The organism is Kitasatospora sp. NPDC101155 (assembly GCF_044768305.1).
GTDB lineage: Bacteria > Actinomycetota > Actinomycetes > Streptomycetales > Streptomycetaceae > Kitasatospora.
In genome coordinates, this window is record NZ_JBIWPN010000006.1 from 238,662 (window position 1) to 256,030 (window position 17,369).

Sequence of the window (17,369 nt, forward strand, 5' to 3'; positions counted from 1 at the left end):
GGGTCAGCTGACGGCGCCGTTGACGGTCGACTTGTCGATGGCGCCGGCCTCGACGCCCCACTTGGTGAGGATCTGCTTGTAGGTGCCGTCGTCGATCAGCGACTGGATGGCGCCCTGGATGGCCGGGGTCAGCTTGGAGCCCTTGGCCAGGGCGACGCCGTAGGGGGCCACACCGTAGGTGTCGCCGAGCTTCTCCAGCTGCCCGCCCGCCTGCTTGATCGCGTAGTCGACGACCTGGGAGTCCGCCATCATCGCCTGGTCGCGGCCGGAGACCACGGCATTGGTGACGTCCGTCTGGAGGTCGAACTTGTCGCCGTCGTTCTGGATGCCCGGCTTGCCCGCCTTGGCGCAGTCCGGGTTGCGGGTGTCCTTGATCTCGTCGGCCTGGGTGGTGCCGGTCTGGACGGCGACCTTCTTGCCGCAGAGGTCCTTCGGGTCGATCTTCTCCGGGTTGCCCTTCTTGACCGCGATGGTGCTGCCGGAGTTGAAGTAGGTCACCATGTCGACGACCTGCTCGCGCTCCTTGTTGTCCGTGAAGGACGACATGCCGAGCTGGAACTTGTTCGACTGGATGCCGGGGATGATCGCGGTGAAGCCGGAGTCCTGGACCTCGGCCTTCAGGCCGAGCTTGGCGGCGATGGCGGTGGCGAGGTCGACGTCCATGCCGATGACCTTGCCGCTGTCGTCCTTGAACTCGTCCGGCGCGTAGGAGGCGTCGGCGCCGACCACGAGCTTGCCGGCCGACTTGATGTCGGCCGGGAGGAGGGCGACCAGCTTGTCGTCGGCCTTGACCTCATTGACGGTCGCGCTGGCGTTGGGCGCACCGCCGCCTTCGCTCTTGCTGCTGCTGCACGCGCTCAGCACGAGGGACACGGAGACGGCGGCCACGCCGACCGCGAAGAGGCGGGTGCGCTGGGTACGGGCGGTCATGAGGGGGATCTCCTCCTGGGGAGAGAAATCGGGCGGAGTACGCCGCGGGGAGCGGCGCACCGGGCAGCTGGCCGTACGGAGCCGTACGGATGGGTATGTCGCTGTACGTCGTCGTACGGGCATGCCGGGTGGTGCAGTCCTGGGCGCAGGGGGCCGCCCAGGGTGGTGCGGGGTACTGCTTCCGCCACCCTCCGCCGAGGTGGACGTTGACCGGAACCGCCTCGACCAGTGGTCGGCTCGATCCGAGATGGGGGGAATCCTGCCATCTGATGACAGTCAGGTGGCCCTCATTCAGATCAAAATCGGATAACAAGGGCTCGCACTGTCCGCTATTCGGACGAATCGCGTGCCCCTGTCACCCTGCGTATAAGTATGCAGATCCCTCCGCAGTGCGCCCGGGAGGCCGGGCCGGGGGCCGCCCGCCCCCAGCCTGGCCGCCGTCGCTCAGATGCCCCCGTTGACGACCGCGTTCTGCGCCGCGCCGGCGCTCACGTTCCACTTGCCGAGGATCTTGTCGTACTCGCCGCTGCGGATCAGCTGGTCGACCGCCTTGGACAGGGTGTCCCGCAGGTCGGTGTCCGTCTTGCGCACCGCGATCCCGTACGGGTTGGAGGTGGACTGGGCGCCGGTCAGCTCGAAGCGGCCGCCGCCGTCGGTGGTCTTCGCCGCGTAGGCGGCCACCGGGAAGTCGTTCACGCCGGCTGCGGCGGCGCCGGAGGCGACCTCGGCCAGCGCCTTGGCGTCGGTGTCGAACTTGTGCACGGTCAGCTGGCGACCGGTGTGGGCGCAGACGGCCACCTGCCGGGTGGCGATGTCGTCCTGGGTGGTGCCCTGCTGGACGGCGACGGTCTTGCCGCACAGGTCGTCGAGGGTCTTGATCCCCTTGGGGTTGCCCTTCGGGACGACGATCGAGGCGCCGGCGATGAAGTAGTCCACGAAGTCCACGCCCGGGTTGACCTGCTTGCCGTTCTCGTCCAGGCCCTCGCGGCGCTGGCGGACGTCGCTGATCGCGGACATCGCCACGTCGAACTGCTTGCCCTGCAGGTTCGGCAGCAGCTTGTCGAAGGGGGTGTCCACGAATTCGATCCGCACGTCGAGGATCCGGCCGAGGGCCGCGGCGAGCTCCGGGTCGAGGCCGGCCGGCTTGCCGTCCTGACCGTGGAACTCCACCGGCGCGAGGTTGACGTCCATGCCGATGCGCAGCACCCCGGCCGAGCGCTGGGCCTTGGGCAGCTTGGCGCGGATGTCCTTGACCGGGTCGCTCGCGGCGGCCGGCCCGTCACCGCCGCAGCCGGTGAGCAGCAGGGCGCCGGCGACGGCCAGTGCGGCTCCGGCGGCGGCCGGACGGCGGACCTGGGGGACATGACGCATGAGGGCTGCTCCTGTGGGTGGGGCGCGTGGTCGCCGGGGTGTCAAGGCGGTATCCGCCCAATAGCGGACAAGCGATCCTGACATCCCACCCTGCCGGGCCCGGCAGCGGGTGTGTCAGAATTCGGTACCGGGTGACCCCCGAACGCTCGAACCAGACCGACGAGCCCCGACAGGCTCGGGGTGCCCAGGACCGGAAGTCATCACGTGGCTCCGTATCCGGGGTGCCGACTCCCCTGCGGGTGTGCGTGCGTTGACGCCGTTGCCGCCGCCGGAGCCCGTCGCTTCCGACGCCGGGCCCCAGCTGACGCGGCAGCACGGCGATGAACGTCACGTGACGAGGACGAAAAGGCATAGGTGCGATGTCTTTGTCCGACTTACGCTCGGCCCGGTAGCACAACGCGGACAACACAAGACCCCATAAAACCCTCATCCGAGGGCGCCACCCGACGGGCGCCCCGACCCTGACCCCGGGTCCGCTTCGGCGTACCCGGTTTCCGGTTTCCGGACGGGTCGTCCTGTCGGCCGCGCACCTCGCCAGATCAATGACGAAGAGGTCATCGTGGCAGCGGAGATCATTCACAGCAGCACCCAGGACACCGACGATCCGGTCGACGCCGTTTTCGCGCTCCACCGCGGCGGCAAGATGGAGATCCGGGCGACCGTGCCGGTGCGCGACGCGGACGACCTGTCCCTCGCCTACACCCCCGGTGTCGCCCGGGTCTGTACGGCCATCGCCGAGCAGCCGGAGCTGGTCAACGACTACACCTGGAAGTCCAACACCGTCGCGGTGGTCACCGACGGCACCGCGGTGCTGGGCCTGGGGGACATCGGCCCGGAGGCCTCGCTTCCGGTGATGGAGGGCAAGGCCATCCTGTTCAAGCAGTTCGGCGGCGTGGACGCGGTGCCGATCGCGCTCGCCTGCACCGAGGTCGACGAGATCGTCGAGACCGTGGTCCGGCTGGCGCCGTCCTTCGGCGGCGTCAACCTGGAGGACATCTCCGCCCCCCGCTGCTTCGAGATCGAGCGCCGGCTCCAGGAGGCCCTGGACATCCCGGTCTTCCACGACGACCAGCACGGCACCGCGATCGTCACCACCGCGGCCCTTTGGAACGCGGCCAAGGTGACCGGCCGTGAGATCGGCTCGCTGCGGGCCGTCATCTCCGGCGCCGGCGCGGCCGGCATCGCCATCGCCAAGATGCTGCTGGCGGCGGGCATCGGCGACGTGGCCGTGTGCGACCGCAAGGGTGTGGTGTACGAGGGCCGCGGCGACCTGACGGACGTCAAGGCCGAGATCGCCGGGCTGACCAACCGCACCGGCCTCAAGGGCTCGCTGGCCGACGCGCTGGCCGGCGCCGACGTGTTCATCGGCGTCTCCGGCGGCACCGTGCCGGAGGAGGTCGTGGCGACCATGGCCGAGGGCGCGTTCATCTTCGCGATGGCCAACCCCAACCCGGAGATCCACCCCGAGGTCGCGCACAAGTACGCGGCGGTCGTCGCCACCGGGCGCAGCGACTTCCCGAACCAGATCAACAACGTGCTGGCCTTCCCGGGCATCTTCGCCGGTGCCCTGCAGGTGCGGGCCTCGCGGATCACCGAGGGCATGAAGCTGGCCGCCGCCAAGGCGCTGGCCGGCGTGGTGGCCGACGAGCTGACGCCGCAGAAGGTCATCCCCTCGCCGTTCGACGAGCGGGTCGCCCCGGCGGTCAGCAAGGCGGTGGCCGAGGCCGCCCGCGCCGAGGGCGTGGCGCGGATCTGACGAGCTGACGAACCCCGCCCCCGGATCTCCGGGCGAGCGGGGGGTCTGCCCCCCGAGCCAAAGGGCGCGCCGCTGCCGAAAGCGAGGAGCGACAAGCGAGGCACGAGCGCCGGAGCGACGACCGTCGGCAGCGGGCCGGAGCGCCCGGAGGCGAGCGGGGGAACAAACGGGGCAGTCACAGTCTGAGGCCGGGACACGCGTCACACCCACGCGTGGTTCCCGGCCTCGGCCGTCCCGGCTATCGTCCGGGACATGTTTGCTGCCTACGCCGCACGTATCGACGCCGACGACCCGCTCAGCGGGCTGGAGTTGGGTGAACTCCCCGAACCGCAGGCCCGCCCCGGGTGGAGCGTGGTCACGGTCAAGGCCGCCAGCCTCAACCACCACGACCTGTGGTCGCTGCGCGGGGTCGGCCTGCCCGCCGAGAAGCTGCCGATGATCCTCGGGTGCGACGCCGCCGGGGTCGACGAGGACGGCAACGAGGTGGTCGTCCACTCGGTGATCGGCCAGACCGGCCACGGGGTGGGCCCGAACGAGCCCCGGTCCATCCTGACCGAGCGTTACCAGGGCACCTTCGCCCAGCAGGTGGCCGTGCCCACCTGGAACCTGCTGCCCAAGCCCGCCGAGCTGAGCTTCGAGGAGGCCGCCTGCCTGCCCACGGCCTGGCTGACGGCCTACCGGATGCTGTTCACCAACGCCGGGGTCAAGCCCGGCGACACCGTCCTGGTGCAGGGGGCCGGCGGCGGGGTGGCGACCGCGCTGATCGTCCTCGGCAAGGCGGCCGGCCTGCGGGTGTGGGTCACCGGCCGGGACGAGGCCAAGCGCCGCCGGGCGGTCGAGCTCGGCGCGGACGCGGCCTTCGAGAGCGGCGCCCGGCTGCCCGCCCGGGTGGACGCGGTGATGGAGACGGTCGGCGCCGCGACCTGGTCGCACTCGGTGAAGTCGCTGCGCCCGGGCGGCACCATCGTCATCTCGGGTGCCACCTCCGGCCCCAACCCGAGCGCCACCGAGCTCAACCGGATCTTCTTCCTGGAGCTCAAGGTGGTCGGCTCGACCATGGGGACCAAGGAGGAGCTGGCCGGGCTGCTGTCGCTGTGCGCGACCACCGGCGTCCGTCCGGTGATCGACTCGGTGCTGCCGCTGTCCGAGGCCCGGGAGGGCTTCGCCCGGCTGGCCAAGGGCGACGTCTTCGGCAAGATCGTGCTCAACCCCTGATTCGCGGCGCCCCTGAGCGCGGCGGGCCCGGTGCCCCTCGAACGGGGCACCGGGCCGAAGCCGTCGGGGCCGGCGACCTGTCGGGGCCGGCGGCTCAGCCGAGCAGCCGCTTCAGCCGCTCGCCGGCCGCGCCCAGCACCGAGCGGGCCTCGGCCAGCTCGTCGGCGCTCACCCCGCCGTCCCGGGCCGCGTCGCGGACCTGGTCGCGGAAGCGGTCGAGCAGTCGCTCCAGTTCGCGGGCCGGGTCCTCGGCCGGGTCGGTGCGCGCCCACGACGGCAGGTCGGCGGGGGCGGTATCGCCGTCCTTGTCCAGGTCGATCCGGGTCACCGTGATCTTCTCGGCCGGCTCGTCCGCGGGCTGGCCCCAGCGCGCCGCGTCGGCCAGCCCGGCCAGGCCCTTGGTCAGCTCGGACAGGCCCTCGGCCAGCCCGGTCGGCCAGTCGCCCTTCGCGGCGTGCTCGCGCACCTGCTGCTCGACCCGGCGCTTTATCCGCAGCGCCTCCTGCTGGGCGGCATTGCGGGAGGCCTTGGCCTGCTCGCGCAGCCGGCGGGCCTCCTCCTCGGCGGCCTTCGCCTTGGCCTTGGCGGCCTTCTCCTGCTCCCGGGCACGCTTGGCCTGCTCCTTGGCCTGCCGCTTGAACTGGGCGAACTCCTCCTTGGCGCGCTGCCAGGACTCGTTGTCGCCCCAGGGCCCGGCCCAGGGGTCGCCGCCGCCCTCGGTGCGGTCCGGCCGGGGGGCCTGCTTGGCGGCCTGCCACAGTTCCTCGCGCAGGTCCTTGGCGCTGTCCCGGACGTCCTCCCGGATCGCCCCGGCGAGCTGCGCCACGGAGTCGTGGATCTCCAGCTCCAGCTCGTCCAACTCGCCCTGACGGGCTTCGAGTTCCGTGCGCCCGGCGTCGGTCAGCCGGTAGACCTTGCGGCCGCCCTCGGTGCTGTGGCTGACCAGGCCCTCCTGCTCCAGCTTCGCCAGGCGCGGGTAGACCGTGCCGGCGGAGGGCGCGTACAGGCCCTGGAAGCGCTCCTCCAGCAGGCGGATCACCTCGTAGCCGTGCCGCGGGGCCTCGTCCAGCAGCTTCAGCAGGTACAGCCGGAGCCGGCCGTGGCCGAACACGGGGGTCATCTCAGGCCTCCTTGGTGAGGTCGGGCCCGGCAGGCGTGTCGGAGCCGGGGGCGGCCGGGAGCTCCTTGACCACCGCCGGGGCGTCGTCCTCGGGCTCGGGGCGGCCCAGCACGGTGACCGCGCCGGAGACGGTGGTGACGTTGAGGCTGCCGCGGCCCTCGCCGAGCTGGCCGGAGATCTTCTTGGCGCCCCAGGTGCTGCTCATCTTGAGCTCGTCGAAGGTGCTGGAGACCTCGCCGCTGGTGGAGCCGGCCTCGACGGTGGCGTCGGCCAGCGAGGGGATGCGGACCACGACCGCGCCGCTGACGGTGTTGACCTTGACGTCGGTCCCGCCCGCCACGTCGAGGTCGAGGGTGACGGCGCCGGTGACGGTGTTGGCCTGGACCTTGTCGGCGGTGCCGGCGATCACGGTGAGCTGTCCGGAGACGCTGTTGACCTTGAGCCGGCCGCCCACCGCCTGGGCGTCCACGTCGCCGGTGACGGTGCTGGCGTCGATCCGGCCGGTCAGGGCGGCCAGGGTGGTGTCGCCGCTGGCGCTCTGCACCGAGACGTGGCCGTCGATGCCGGTGACGCTGGTGTCGGCGGAGACGGTGCCGAGCTTGACGTCGGTGCCGGCCGGGACGGTCAGGGTGACCGCGACGGAGCGCTTGCGCTTGAAGGAGTCGAAGAAGCTGCGGACCGAGCCGATCGACTTGATCCAGTCGCCGAACTCGCTCCAGCTGTTGATGTCCTTGTAGGTGACCGTCAGAACGCCGTCCACCAGGGTCACGTGCAGGGGCTCGCCCTTGAGTTCGGTGACTTCCAGCCGGGCCGGGCCCTCGGCCGCGACCACGTTCACCGAGCCGTCGATGACGCGCACGTGCAGCGCGCGGACCGCGTCCTCGAAGGTGGTCCTGCCGGGCCCTTCGATCGTCCACTGGCTCATCTCTGCCGCCTCCCGTTGCGGATCGCGATGTATCGTGTTCTCTTCTGAAGACGATATATCGCGTTCTGGGAAATGCAAGAGCTTCCGCCCCGGACCCACCCCGGAGGAATCCCGGAGCCGACCCCGAGGCCTCCCTTACGGGGACACGCGAAGGGCCCGGGAGGCGGTTGCCTCCCAGGCCCTTCGTCCGGCGGCCACCGGGTCACTCGTCGTCGTCCTCGTCGTCGAGCCGGGCCAGCCAGGTGGCCAGCCGCTCGACCGGGATCTCGAAGTCCGGGTTGAGGTCGACGAACTCGCGCAGGCGCTCGGCCAGCCACTCGAAGGTGACCTCCTCGTCGCCGCGCCGGTTCTCCAGTTCCTCGATGCCTCGGTCGGTGAAGTACACGGTTCGCTCCGGTCGGATGGGGATTGACCTGGTCAGGATAGACCGGCCGGTCAGCCGGCCCGCCAGGTGCTGAGGGTCACCGAGGCGGCACCCGTGGTCGGGTCGGCCGTGGTGATCGCGGCGATGGCGATGTTGCGGGTCTCCCGGTCACGGATGCAGAGCAGACGGCCGGGCGCGACCCGGTTGTACGTCAGGTCGGTGTCCGGCCGGGAGTCGATCGCGGCGGCGCACTGCTCGGCCGTCACCGTGGGCTCGGTGATCACGGCGAAGTCGGACTTCTCGTCCCCTGTGCTCTCGAAGGAGTTGGCCTTGCTGCCACTGCCGGTGTTGGTGACGCCGAGGCCCCACTTCAGGTCGCTGGAGCCGCTGCGCGGCACCACGGTGCCCGCGTTCAGGTCGATCCGGTACGCGTCGGAGGAGTACTCGGCGGCCGGGACCGAGAGCGGCTTCTTGTCCAGCAGCAGGGTGTAGCCGACCGGCCGGGCGGGGGCGGAGACGGAGCCCGGGCCGGACTTCGAGGGCGCGGCCGTCACCGGCGGGTTGGCGGCGCCGGTCGGGCTGGGGAGGGAGTCGCCCTGGGTGGGCGCCGGGTTCGTGCCGGGCTGGGCGCCCGTGCCCGGCTGGGCCGCGGTGCCGGTGCTGCTGGTGCCCTTCCTGCCGTCGTCCAGCTTCTTCATCAGCACCACGCCGCCGGCGGTGCCACCGACCGCCATCACCAGGGCGACGGTGAGCAGCACCTTCCAGGACACCCCGCCCTTGCGGCCGGGCTCCGGCTCCGGTGCCGGGGTGACGGCGGTGACCACCGGGCCGGGCGGCGGGGTGTCGAAGGACGGCGGCTCCGGCTGGAGCTGGACGGTCGGCGGGGTGGGCAGCACGGGGGCGGTCGGCGTCTCGGTGGGCGGCTGCGGCGCGCCGTACGCGCCGAGCGGCGGCGGGGCGAAGCCCGGCGGGGGCGTGGCGGGCTGCTGGGGCGGGGTCACCGCGGTGGCCGGGTGGGTCGGCGCGCCGGCCGGCTGCGGGGGAGCGGCCGGGGCCGGCGGGGTGGTGGGCGCGGCCGGCAGCGGGGTCGGCGGGGTCCTGGGCAGGTCGGAGCGGCGGGTGATCTCGGTGTTGACCTGCCGGGGCAGCCAGTCCTCGCCGAACCGCAGCTGGCCGCCGACCTCCGGGTGGTTGCGGGCGGCCTGGATGATCTCGGCGGGCTTGGGGCGGTCCTCCGGGGACTTCGCCAGGCAGCGCTGGATCAGCTCCCGCAGGTCCGCCGGGACGGCCTCCAGGTCCGGCTCCTCGTGCACCACCCGGTAGAGCACCGCGGTGTCCGGCCCGTCGCCGAACGGCGCGGTGCCGCCGGCCACGTACGCGGCCAGGGCCCCGAGCGCGAACACGTCGGTGGCGGGGGTGACGGCACGGCCCCGGGCCTGCTCGGGGGCCATGAAGGCGGGGGAGCCGATCCGGTAGCCGGTGCCGGTCAGCGCGGTGGCGTCGGCGGCCCGGGCGATGCCGAAGTCGATCACCCGGGGGCCGTCCCCGGCGACCAGCACGTTGGCGGGCTTGAGGTCGCGGTGGACCACCTCGACGCTGTGGATCGCCTGCAGCGCCTCGGCGATGCCGCCCATCAGCAGCAGCACGGTGCGGACCGGCAGCGCGCCGTTCTCCCGCACCACCTGCTGCAGGGACGGGCCCGGCACGTACGCGGTGACCAGCCAGGGGGCGTCCGAGTCCAGGCCGCCGGAGTCGATCACCTGCGCGGTGTACAGCCCGTGGATCCGCTGGGCGTTGCTGACCTCCTGCGCGAACCGGCGGCGGAACTCGACGTCCTCGGCGAACTCGGGACGGACCACCTTGAGCGCCACCGGACGCCCGCCCGGCGTGTACGAGAGGTAGACCCGGCCCATGCCGCCGGCGCCGAGCCGGGCGAACAGCCGGTAGCCGCCGACCTCCCGGGGGTCGTCGGGCAGGAGCGGCTGGAAGACCGGAGGGAGCTTGCCGGGATGCGACGTGTCGGCGGTCATGCGGTGATCCCCCTGGGAGAGCGGTGAGGTCGAACGGCCTGGGCCGCGGGCGCAATGACGGGCGCCGGGCGGCGATCTGGCGAGGCATAACCTATCGATCCGTCAGGAACTCGTGCGGGTCGGTCCCCGTTTGGTTGCAGAGCTGCGACCTTGACGTGAACAGGAACGCCCGCGGCCCCCGTCTCCCTGGTCGGGAGTCGGGGGCCGCGGGCGTCAGCGGTGGTGCGGGGCCTCAGCGCGTCAGAGCGCGTAGACCTCCTCGATCAGCGCCTGCTGCTCGGCGGCGTGCCGCTTGGCCGAGCCGACCGCCGGGGACGAGGCCGAGGTGCGGGCGACGCGGCGCAGACGGGCGTCGCCGCCGCTGCGGCCGATGACGACCTGCAGGTGGTCGACCAGGTTCATCGCGATGAACGGCCAGGCACCCTGGTTGGCCGGCTCCTCCTGCGCCCAGATGAACTGGACGTTGTCGCCGTAGCGGGCCAGCTCCTCCTGGAGCTCGGCCACCGGCAGCGGGTAGAGCCGCTCCATGCGGACGATCGCGGTGTCGGTGACGCCGCGCTCGGCGCGGGCCGCCGCCAGGTCGTAGTAGAACTTGCCGGAGGTGATGATCACCTTGCGGACCTGCGCCGGGTCGACGGTGGTGTCGCCGATGACCGGGCGGAACGAGCCGGACAGGAACTCCTCGGTCGCACTCGCCGCGGCCTTCAGACGCAGCATCGACTTCGGGGTGAAGACGATCAGCGGCTTGTGGTGCGGGTTGTGCGCCTGCCAGCGCAGCAGGTGGAAGTAGTTCGACGGCAGGGTCGGCATCGCGACCGTCATGTTGTCCTGCGCGCACAGCTGGAGGAAGCGCTCCGGGCGGGCGGACGAGTGGTCCGGGCCCTGGCCCTCGTAGCCGTGCGGCAGCAGCAGGGTGACGCCGGAGTGCTGGCCCCACTTCTGCTCGGCGGAGGCGATGTACTCGTCCACCATGGTCTGCGCGCCGTTGACGAAGTCGCCGAACTGCGCCTCCCACATGACCAGCGCGTTCGGGCGGGTCAGCGAGTAGCCGTACTCGAAGCCCATGGCCGCGTACTCCGACAGCAGGCTGTCGTAGACGGTGTAGCGGGCCTGGTCCTCGGTGAGGTACTGCAGCGGGGTGTAGTCCTCGCCGGTCTTGCGGTCGATCAGGACGGCGTGCCGCTGGCCGAAGGTGCCGCGGCGGCTGTCCTGGCCGGCCAGGCGGACCGGGTGGCCCTCCATGAGCAGCGAGCCGATGGCGAGGGTCTCGCCCATCGCCCAGTCGATGGTGTTGTCCTCGACCGAGGCGGCGCGGCGCTGCAGCTGCGGCAGCAGGCGCGGGTGGACGGTCAGCCAGTCCGGGTGGTTGACCTGCGAGGCGGCGATCCGCTTGACCATCTCCTGGGAGATGCCGGTCTGGATGGAGACCGGGAAGTCGGCGACCGGCTTGCCGGTGGTGGTGCCGGCCGGCGCCTGGGCCGCGTCGCGGACCTCGGCGAAGACCTTCTCCAGCTGGCCCTGGAAGTCCTGGAGCGCCTGCTCCGCCTCTTCCATGGTGATGTCGCCGCGACCGATCAGGCCCTCGGTGTACAGCTTGCGCACCGAGCGCTTCTTGTCGATCAGGTCGTACATCAGCGGCTGGGTGAACGACGGGTTGTCGGCCTCGTTGTGACCGCGGCGGCGGTAGCAGATGAGGTCGATCACGACGTCCTTGTGGAACGCCTGGCGGAACTCGAAGGCGAGCCGCGCGACGCGGACCACGGCCTCCGGGTCGTCGCCGTTCACGTGGAAGATCGGGGCCTCGATCATGCGGGCCACGTCGGTGCAGTACATCGAGGAGCGCGAGGACGCCGGGGCGGCGGTGAAGCCGACCTGGTTGTTCACCACGATGTGCACGGTGCCGCCGGTGCGGTAGCCGCGCAGCTGCGACATGTTCAGGGTCTCCGCGACGACGCCCTGGCCGGCGAAGGCCGCGTCACCGTGGATCTGGATCGGCAGCACCGGGAAGGTGGTGCCGCCCTGGTCCAGGATGTCCTGCTTGGCGCGGGCGATGCCCTCGACGACCGGGTCGACCGTCTCCAGGTGGGAGGGGTTGGCGGCCAGCGAGACCTTGATCTGCTCGCCGTCCAGGCCGGTGAAGGTGCCCTCGGAGCCGAGGTGGTACTTGACGTCGCCGGAGCCGTGCATCGACTTCGGGTCGAGGTTGCCCTCGAACTCGCCGAAGATCTTGCCGTACGGCTTGCCGACGATGTTGGCCAGCACGTTCAGGCGGCCGCGGTGGGCCATGCCGATGACGGCCTCGTCGAGGCGGTGCTCGGCGGCGGAGTCGATGGTCGCGTCCAGCAGCGCGATCAGCGACTCACCGCCCTCCAGCGAGAAGCGCTTCTGACCGACGTACTTGGTCTGCAGGAAGGTCTCGAAGGCCTCGGCGGAGTTCAGGCGGCGGAGGATCCGCAGCTGCTCCTCGCGCTCGGGCTTCGCGTACGGCTTCTCCAGGCGCTCCTGCAGCCACTTGCGCTGCGTCGGGTCCTGGATGTGCATGTACTCGATGCCGACGGTGCGGCAGTACGTGTTGCGCAGCAGGCCGAGGATGTCGCGGAGCTTCATCATCTTCTGGCCGCCGAAGCCGCCGACCGCGAACTCGCGCTCCAGGTCCCACAGGGTGAGGCCGTGCGTGGTGACGTCCAGGTCGGGGTGCTTGCGCTGCTTGTACTCCAGCGGGTCGGTGTCGGCCATCAGGTGGCCGCGGACCCGGTAGGAGTGGATCAGCTCCATGACGCGGGCGGTCTTGTTGACCTCGTCGTCGTGGGTGGTGGCGACGTCGGTGGCCCAGCGGACCGGCTCGTACGGGATCCGCAGCGACTCGAAGATCTCGTCGTAGAAGCCGTTCTCGCCGAGCAGCAGGCGGTGGATCTCGCGCAGGAACTCGCCGGACGCCGCGCCCTGGATGACGCGGTGGTCGTAGGTCGAGGTCAGCGTCATGATCTTGGAGACGCCGAGGCGGGCCAGGGTCTCCGGGGCGGAGCCCTGGAACTCGGCCGGGTACTCCATGGCGCCGACACCGACGATGGTGCCCTGGTTCTGCATCAGGCGCGGCACGGAGTGCACGGTGCCGATGCCGCCGGGGTTGGTCAGCGAGACCGTGACGCCGGTGAAGTCGTCCATGGTCAGCTTGTTGGCGCGGGCCCGGCGGACGATGTCCTCGTAGGCCTGCCAGAAGCCGAAGAAGTCGAGGGTCTCGGCCTTCTTGATGGCCGCGACGACGAGCTGGCGGTCGCCGTTCGGCTTGACCAGGTCGATGGCCAGGCCCAGGTTGACGTGCTCGGGCTTGACCAGGAAGGCCTTGCCGTCCTCCACCTTGTAGCTGTGGTTCATGCCCGGGGCGGCCTTGATGGCCTGGACCAGGGCGTAACCGATCAGGTGGGTGAAGGAGACCTTGCCGCCGCGGGCGCGCTGCAGGTGGTTGTTGATGACAATGCGGTTGTCGATCAACAGCTTGGCCGGGACGGCGCGGACCGAGGTCGCGGTCGGCACCTCCAGCGAGGCGTCCATGTTGGTGGCGACGGCCTTCGCCGGGCCACGCAGCTGGACCAGCTCGGGGCCGGCCGGGGCGGCGGCCGCGGCCGGGGCAGCGGCGGCGGCCTTCGGGGCCGGCGGTGCGGCCGGCGCGGCGGCGAGCGGGGCAGCGGCCGGGGCCGGAGCGGCCGGGGCGGCGGGCGCGGCCGGAGCAGCAGCAGCGGCGGGCGCGGGGGCAGCGGCAGGGGTCGGCGTGGGGCCGGCCTGGGTCGCGGCCTGGGTCACTGGGGTCACCTCGGTACCGGGCTTGTAGTCGGCGAAAAAGTCCCACCAGGCTCGGTCGACCGAGTTCGGGTCCTGGAGGTACTGCTGGTAGATCTCATCGACGAGCCACTCATTGGGACCAAAGCCAGTGGAGCTTGCCGAGCTGGGGGTTTCAGGATGTGGCGACACGGCGGCAACCGCCCTCTTCCGCTTCCTTTTGGGATGTTTGGACAGCGGGGATTAAGGCTACGCCCCTGACCAGTGATCGCGCAGTCCCCGGGCCCCAGGCGTCGCCCAGATCACAGTCCTGACCTGCAGATTGGCTGAAAAACTACGTTAGAAAGCCGTATCTGAGGGGAAACGATCAGGCCCGATCGCCCCCTATATCGGGACGAAACCGGACAAAGCCTCGGCTGGGTCGTCCGATGACCTTCGTGTGCGTCTGTGTCGGATCTGTGACAAATGTCCCGGCCCACTCAGTGCTGCCCGGGCAGCCGGACCTCGATCCGGCAGCCGCTCGGGGACTCGGCCACGGCGATCCGCCCGCCGTGCAGGTCCACCGCCCACCGGGCGATGGCCAGGCCCAGCCCGGTGCCGCCGTCCGCGCCCGCTCCGGAGGCGGTGGCGGTGCCGCTGCGGCTGAACCGCTCGAAGACCCGGGTGCGGTCGGCCGGTGGGATGCCGGGGCCCTCGTCCTGGACCTCCAGCAGCAGGCCGCCCTCCTCGCCCTCGGGCCGGGCGCGCACGGTCACCGTGCCGCCGGGCGGGGAGTGCTTGCAGGCGTTGTCGACCAGGTTGGCGACCACCTGGTGGAGCCGTTCCGGGTCCGCCACGGCGGTCAGGCCGGCCGGGTTGACCTCCAGGGCCAGCCGGACGTCGCCGCGTCTGGAGAAGGCGCCGCCGGCCGTCGCGCCGTCCACGGTGACCCCGCGCAGCACGCCGTCCAGGAACTCGCGCACCTCGAAGGGGCGGGCGTCCAGGTCGACCACGCCGTCGTCGATCTTGGAGAGGTCCAGCAGGTGGGTGACCAGGCGGCCGAGCCGCTCGGTCTGCTCCAGTGCGGCCTCCAGGGTCGCCGGATTGGGCTGGACGACGCCGTCCACCACGTTCTCCAGCACGGCGCGCAGCGCGGCGATGGGCGTGCGCAGCTCGTGCGAGACGTTGGCGACCAGCTCGCGGCGGTGCTGGTCGGCGGCTTGCAGGTCGGCGGCCATGGCGTTGAAGGCGGCCGCCAGCTCGCCGATCTCGTCGCGCGAGTTCACCTCGACCCGGCGGCTGTAGTCGCCGGAGGCCATCGCGCGGGCGGCGTCCGTCATCTCGCGCAGGGGGGCGGTCAGCCCGTGCGCGAGGAACTGCATGAACAGCAGCGAGGCGATCATGGAGAAGACCATGATGATCCGGATCTGGGTCTCGGACCGGATCGCCACGACCACCATCCCGGTGGCCAGGAACACGGAGACGATCACCAGCAGGGCGAGCTTGCCCTTGATCGAGCGGACCGGGTCGAGCGGGCGGATGTCGGCCCAGACCCGGCGGGCGGCGCGGGCGGCCAGCGTCTGCGGGCGCGCGCCGTCGGCGTCCCCGTTGCGTTGCTGTGGAAAGGTCATTGGTCCCTTGTGATCCCCGCGCGGTGGCACGGCGGTCTCGGGACGCGGGCCCCCCGGTGGCCCGTCGCCCGAAGCTCCCGCCGTCAGGAGAGCGGGGCCTCCAGTGCGTAACCGACGCCGTGGACGGTACGGATCCAGCTGGCGCCGATCTTGCGCCGCAGCGCCTTGACGTGGCTGTCGACGGTGCGGGTGCCGGACGCGTCGGTCCAGTCCCACACCTCGGCCAGCAACTGCTCGCGGGTGAGCACCGCGCGCGGCTGGGCGGCCAGGCAGGCGAGCAGGTCGAACTCGGTCGGCGTCAGGTGGACGTCGCCCGAGGCCAGCCGGACCCGGCGCTGCACGTGGTCGATCTCCAGCTCGCCGAAGCGCAGGCTGCCGAGCGCGGGCGTGCGGGCGGCCTGCTGGGCGCGCTCGACGCGGCGCAGCAGCACGTTGACCCGGGCGGCCAGTTCGCGCATCGAGAACGGCTTGGTCATGTAGTCGTCGGCACCGACGCCGAGGCCGACCAGCAGGTCCGTCTCGTCGTCGCGCGCGGTCAGCATCAGCACCGGCACCGGACGCTGTGCCTGGATCCGGCGGCACACCTCCAGGCCGTCGAAGCCGGGCAGCATGATGTCCAGGACCACCAGGTCCGGCTGCCAGGTGTGGAAGCCGTCCACCGCGCCCGGACCGTCGTGGGCCACGGCGACCTTGAAGCCCTCCGCGCCCAGTCGGGCCGCGATCGACTCCGCGATCGTGGGCTCGTCCTCCACCACCAGCACTCTGCGCTGGCTGCTCACCGTGCCACCGGCGTTGTGGTTGTCCTGCTGAATTTCTGTCACGGTCACGCCACCGCCCCCAGGGCTGCGGGCCGGCCACCTGTGGGGATGGCGGGGCTCCGCTCGTAGTCTTGTTCCGTCGTGGACTGTGCCGGGTCCGCCGTCCCGTCGCGCGCCCAGGAGAGCGGAGGACGGGTGGTTCCCCGTCCACGTCTCCCGCGCACATCGCAGCGTACGGACAGCGGATGCTTTCCGGCAGGTGGACCGGACGTTTCCGGCCCGTGGGCCGGCTGTCCGGCCGCCCGCGGGCCCACTGCACGAGTGGGCACGGGCCGATACCTTACCCGGCGAATTTTCACTGCGTAACGGTGCGTATGCAGTCGAGTTGACGCCAAGTCGCCGGTCAGAGGCCCTACTGACGCGTCAATCAGAAGAAGGTCTGGACCAATATCGGTAATCCGGCCGGTTTCGGGGTCGACGGCCTTCACGGGCTTTTCTCAGCTGCCTCTCAGAACCTCGACGTACCGTGGCCACGACAACGCTCCGCCGGGTGGAATCAGGGCCCCGCGCCGGTACGTTGGGCTGCGGCGAGGACCGACGGCTGCGGGCGTGGAGCGGAGGCGGCATGGCTGGACTGCGGCGTGACGCCGACGGGAGCGCGGCCGCGCGGGTGCCGTACGGAATGCTCCGCCACGGGCTGCGCACCGGTGTCTTCGAGTGGTTGCTGGAGCGGGTTCCGACACCTCGGCGCAACCCCTTCACGCTCGGATATCTCGCCGTGGTGGGCGCCACCACGACCTTCGCCACGCTCGCCGATCCGGAACTCGTCCAGCGGCTGCAGGAGGCCTCCAGTTCGGACGGCCACAACCTGCTCCAGCATCCTTTGCGCGCTCTTGTGTTGAGTGGGTTCTGGGTCGCCGGAAACGTGTGGATGCCGTACCTGTGGGGCTTCGCCTTCACCCTCGCGCCGCTGGAGCGCAGGGTCGGACCGGCCCGGGCGGCGGCGGTGTTCGCGATCGGGCACGTGTCCGCGACGCTGCTCTCCCAGGGGGTGGTGATCACCGCGGTGGAGACCGGGCGAATGGCGCCCGAGGCGATGGACTACCTGGACATCGGGGTCAGCTACGGCGTGCTCGCCTGCCTGGGTGCGGTGGCCGGGCTGCTGCCCCGGCGCGGGCGGCTGCTGGCGCTGGGCGGCGCCGGGCTGATGATCGCCCAGCAGATCGCCACCGAGAAGGACGTGGTCACGGCCGTGGGGCACCCGGCCGCGGTGCTCGCCGGAGTCGCGCTGTGGCGCTGGCTGCGCGGGGCCGAGCGGCGCCGGCCCCGGCCGCGCCGGCGCTCGGCGACGGTCCCGGCGGCCGGATCGGCCCCCGCCGCGGTGCACGTCGGCGCGCGGCCGTCCGCCGCGCGCTGACCGACCGGCCGCCCCCGTCGGGCCGGCCTTTCCCCGCGCTTTTGACGATGCCGTCCGCCGGGTCGTCCCGTGGCCTCCCTGTTCGCTCATGGCGAA

12 protein-coding genes are annotated in these 17,369 nt (G+C 71.6%); 3 read left to right on the forward strand and 9 right to left on the reverse strand.

Annotated features, from left to right (window positions below):
• Positions 1 to 3: 3 nt before the first annotated feature.
• Entirely contained in the window at positions 4 to 930 is a 927-nt protein-coding gene (locus ACIRYZ_RS11910) for an ABC transporter substrate-binding protein (protein WP_402942410.1), read from the reverse strand.
• 444 nt (positions 931 to 1,374) lie between these two features.
• Complete coding sequence (locus ACIRYZ_RS11915; protein ID WP_402942412.1) at positions 1,375 to 2,301, reverse strand: ABC transporter substrate-binding protein; 927 nt, start codon at positions 2,299 to 2,301, stop codon at positions 1,375 to 1,377.
• A 559-nt stretch (positions 2,302 to 2,860) separates the two neighbouring features.
• Between ACIRYZ_RS11915 and ACIRYZ_RS11920 the strand changes: the two genes are divergently transcribed.
• Entirely contained in the window at positions 2,861 to 4,057 is a 1,197-nt protein-coding gene (locus ACIRYZ_RS11920) for an NADP-dependent malic enzyme (protein WP_393025047.1), read from the forward strand.
• Positions 4,058 to 4,309: 252 nt separating this feature from the next.
• A complete protein-coding gene (locus ACIRYZ_RS11925; RefSeq protein WP_402942415.1) occupies positions 4,310 to 5,272 on the forward strand; it encodes a zinc-binding dehydrogenase in 963 nt (320 codons plus the stop codon).
• A gap of 94 nt (positions 5,273 to 5,366) precedes the next feature.
• Here ACIRYZ_RS11925 and ACIRYZ_RS11930 read toward each other — a convergent pair whose 3' ends face one another.
• The 7 genes from ACIRYZ_RS11930 to ACIRYZ_RS11960 form a co-directional block, all read right to left on the reverse strand.
• The gene (locus ACIRYZ_RS11930; protein ID WP_393025050.1) at positions 5,367 to 6,392 is read right to left on the reverse strand and encodes a PadR family transcriptional regulator; all 1,026 of its coding nucleotides are present in this window, start codon (positions 6,390 to 6,392) and stop codon (positions 5,367 to 5,369) included.
• Position 6,393: 1 nt separating this feature from the next.
• On the reverse strand, positions 6,394 to 7,317 hold the full coding sequence (locus ACIRYZ_RS11935; RefSeq protein ID WP_402942419.1) for a DUF4097 family beta strand repeat-containing protein: 924 nt from the start codon (positions 7,315 to 7,317) through the stop codon (positions 6,394 to 6,396).
• 202 nt (positions 7,318 to 7,519) lie between these two features.
• A complete protein-coding gene (locus ACIRYZ_RS11940) occupies positions 7,520 to 7,702 on the reverse strand; it encodes a DUF6104 family protein (RefSeq protein WP_270144164.1) in 183 nt (60 codons plus the stop codon).
• A 50-nt stretch (positions 7,703 to 7,752) separates the two neighbouring features.
• Positions 7,753 to 9,711 (reverse strand): protein kinase, encoded by a 1,959-nt coding sequence (locus ACIRYZ_RS11945; RefSeq protein ID WP_402942422.1) that lies wholly within the window; start codon positions 9,709 to 9,711, stop codon positions 7,753 to 7,755.
• 240 nt (positions 9,712 to 9,951) lie between these two features.
• Positions 9,952 to 13,680, reverse strand: a complete 3,729-nt coding sequence (locus ACIRYZ_RS11950) for a multifunctional oxoglutarate decarboxylase/oxoglutarate dehydrogenase thiamine pyrophosphate-binding subunit/dihydrolipoyllysine-residue succinyltransferase subunit (RefSeq protein WP_402942425.1) — start codon at positions 13,678 to 13,680, stop codon at positions 9,952 to 9,954.
• Positions 13,681 to 13,967: 287 nt separating this feature from the next.
• A complete protein-coding gene (locus ACIRYZ_RS11955; RefSeq protein WP_402942427.1) occupies positions 13,968 to 15,098 on the reverse strand; it encodes a sensor histidine kinase in 1,131 nt (376 codons plus the stop codon).
• An 83-nt stretch (positions 15,099 to 15,181) separates the two neighbouring features.
• Positions 15,182 to 15,919: a response regulator transcription factor gene (locus tag ACIRYZ_RS11960; RefSeq protein WP_181970677.1), complete on the reverse strand. Its 738-nt coding sequence runs from the start codon at positions 15,917 to 15,919 to the stop codon at positions 15,182 to 15,184.
• 562 nt (positions 15,920 to 16,481) lie between these two features.
• On the opposite strand from ACIRYZ_RS11960, the gene ACIRYZ_RS11965 reads away from it, so the two are divergent.
• The gene (locus ACIRYZ_RS11965) at positions 16,482 to 17,273 is read left to right on the forward strand and encodes a rhomboid-like protein (RefSeq protein WP_402942430.1); all 792 of its coding nucleotides are present in this window, start codon (positions 16,482 to 16,484) and stop codon (positions 17,271 to 17,273) included.
• The last annotated feature ends 96 nt before the right edge of the window (positions 17,274 to 17,369 follow it).

Excerpts from the sequence above, each read along its gene's own strand:
- ACIRYZ_RS11955 (WP_402942427.1), bottom strand. The coding sequence starts at position 15,098 with ATGACCTTTCCACAGCAACGCAACGGGGACGCCGACGGCGCGCGCCCG.
- ACIRYZ_RS11930 (WP_393025050.1), bottom strand. The coding sequence starts at position 6,392 with ATGACCCCCGTGTTCGGCCACGGCCGGCTCCGGCTGTACCTGCTGAAG.
- ACIRYZ_RS11915 (WP_402942412.1), bottom strand. The coding sequence starts at position 2,301 with ATGCGTCATGTCCCCCAGGTCCGCCGTCCGGCCGCCGCCGGAGCCGCA.
- ACIRYZ_RS11965 (WP_402942430.1), top strand. The coding sequence starts at position 16,482 with ATGGCTGGACTGCGGCGTGACGCCGACGGGAGCGCGGCCGCGCGGGTG.
- ACIRYZ_RS11925 (WP_402942415.1), top strand. The coding sequence starts at position 4,310 with ATGTTTGCTGCCTACGCCGCACGTATCGACGCCGACGACCCGCTCAGC.
- ACIRYZ_RS11945 (WP_402942422.1), bottom strand. The coding sequence starts at position 9,711 with ATGACCGCCGACACGTCGCATCCCGGCAAGCTCCCTCCGGTCTTCCAG.
- ACIRYZ_RS11910 (WP_402942410.1), bottom strand. The coding sequence starts at position 930 with ATGACCGCCCGTACCCAGCGCACCCGCCTCTTCGCGGTCGGCGTGGCC.
- ACIRYZ_RS11935 (WP_402942419.1), bottom strand. The coding sequence starts at position 7,317 with ATGAGCCAGTGGACGATCGAAGGGCCCGGCAGGACCACCTTCGAGGAC.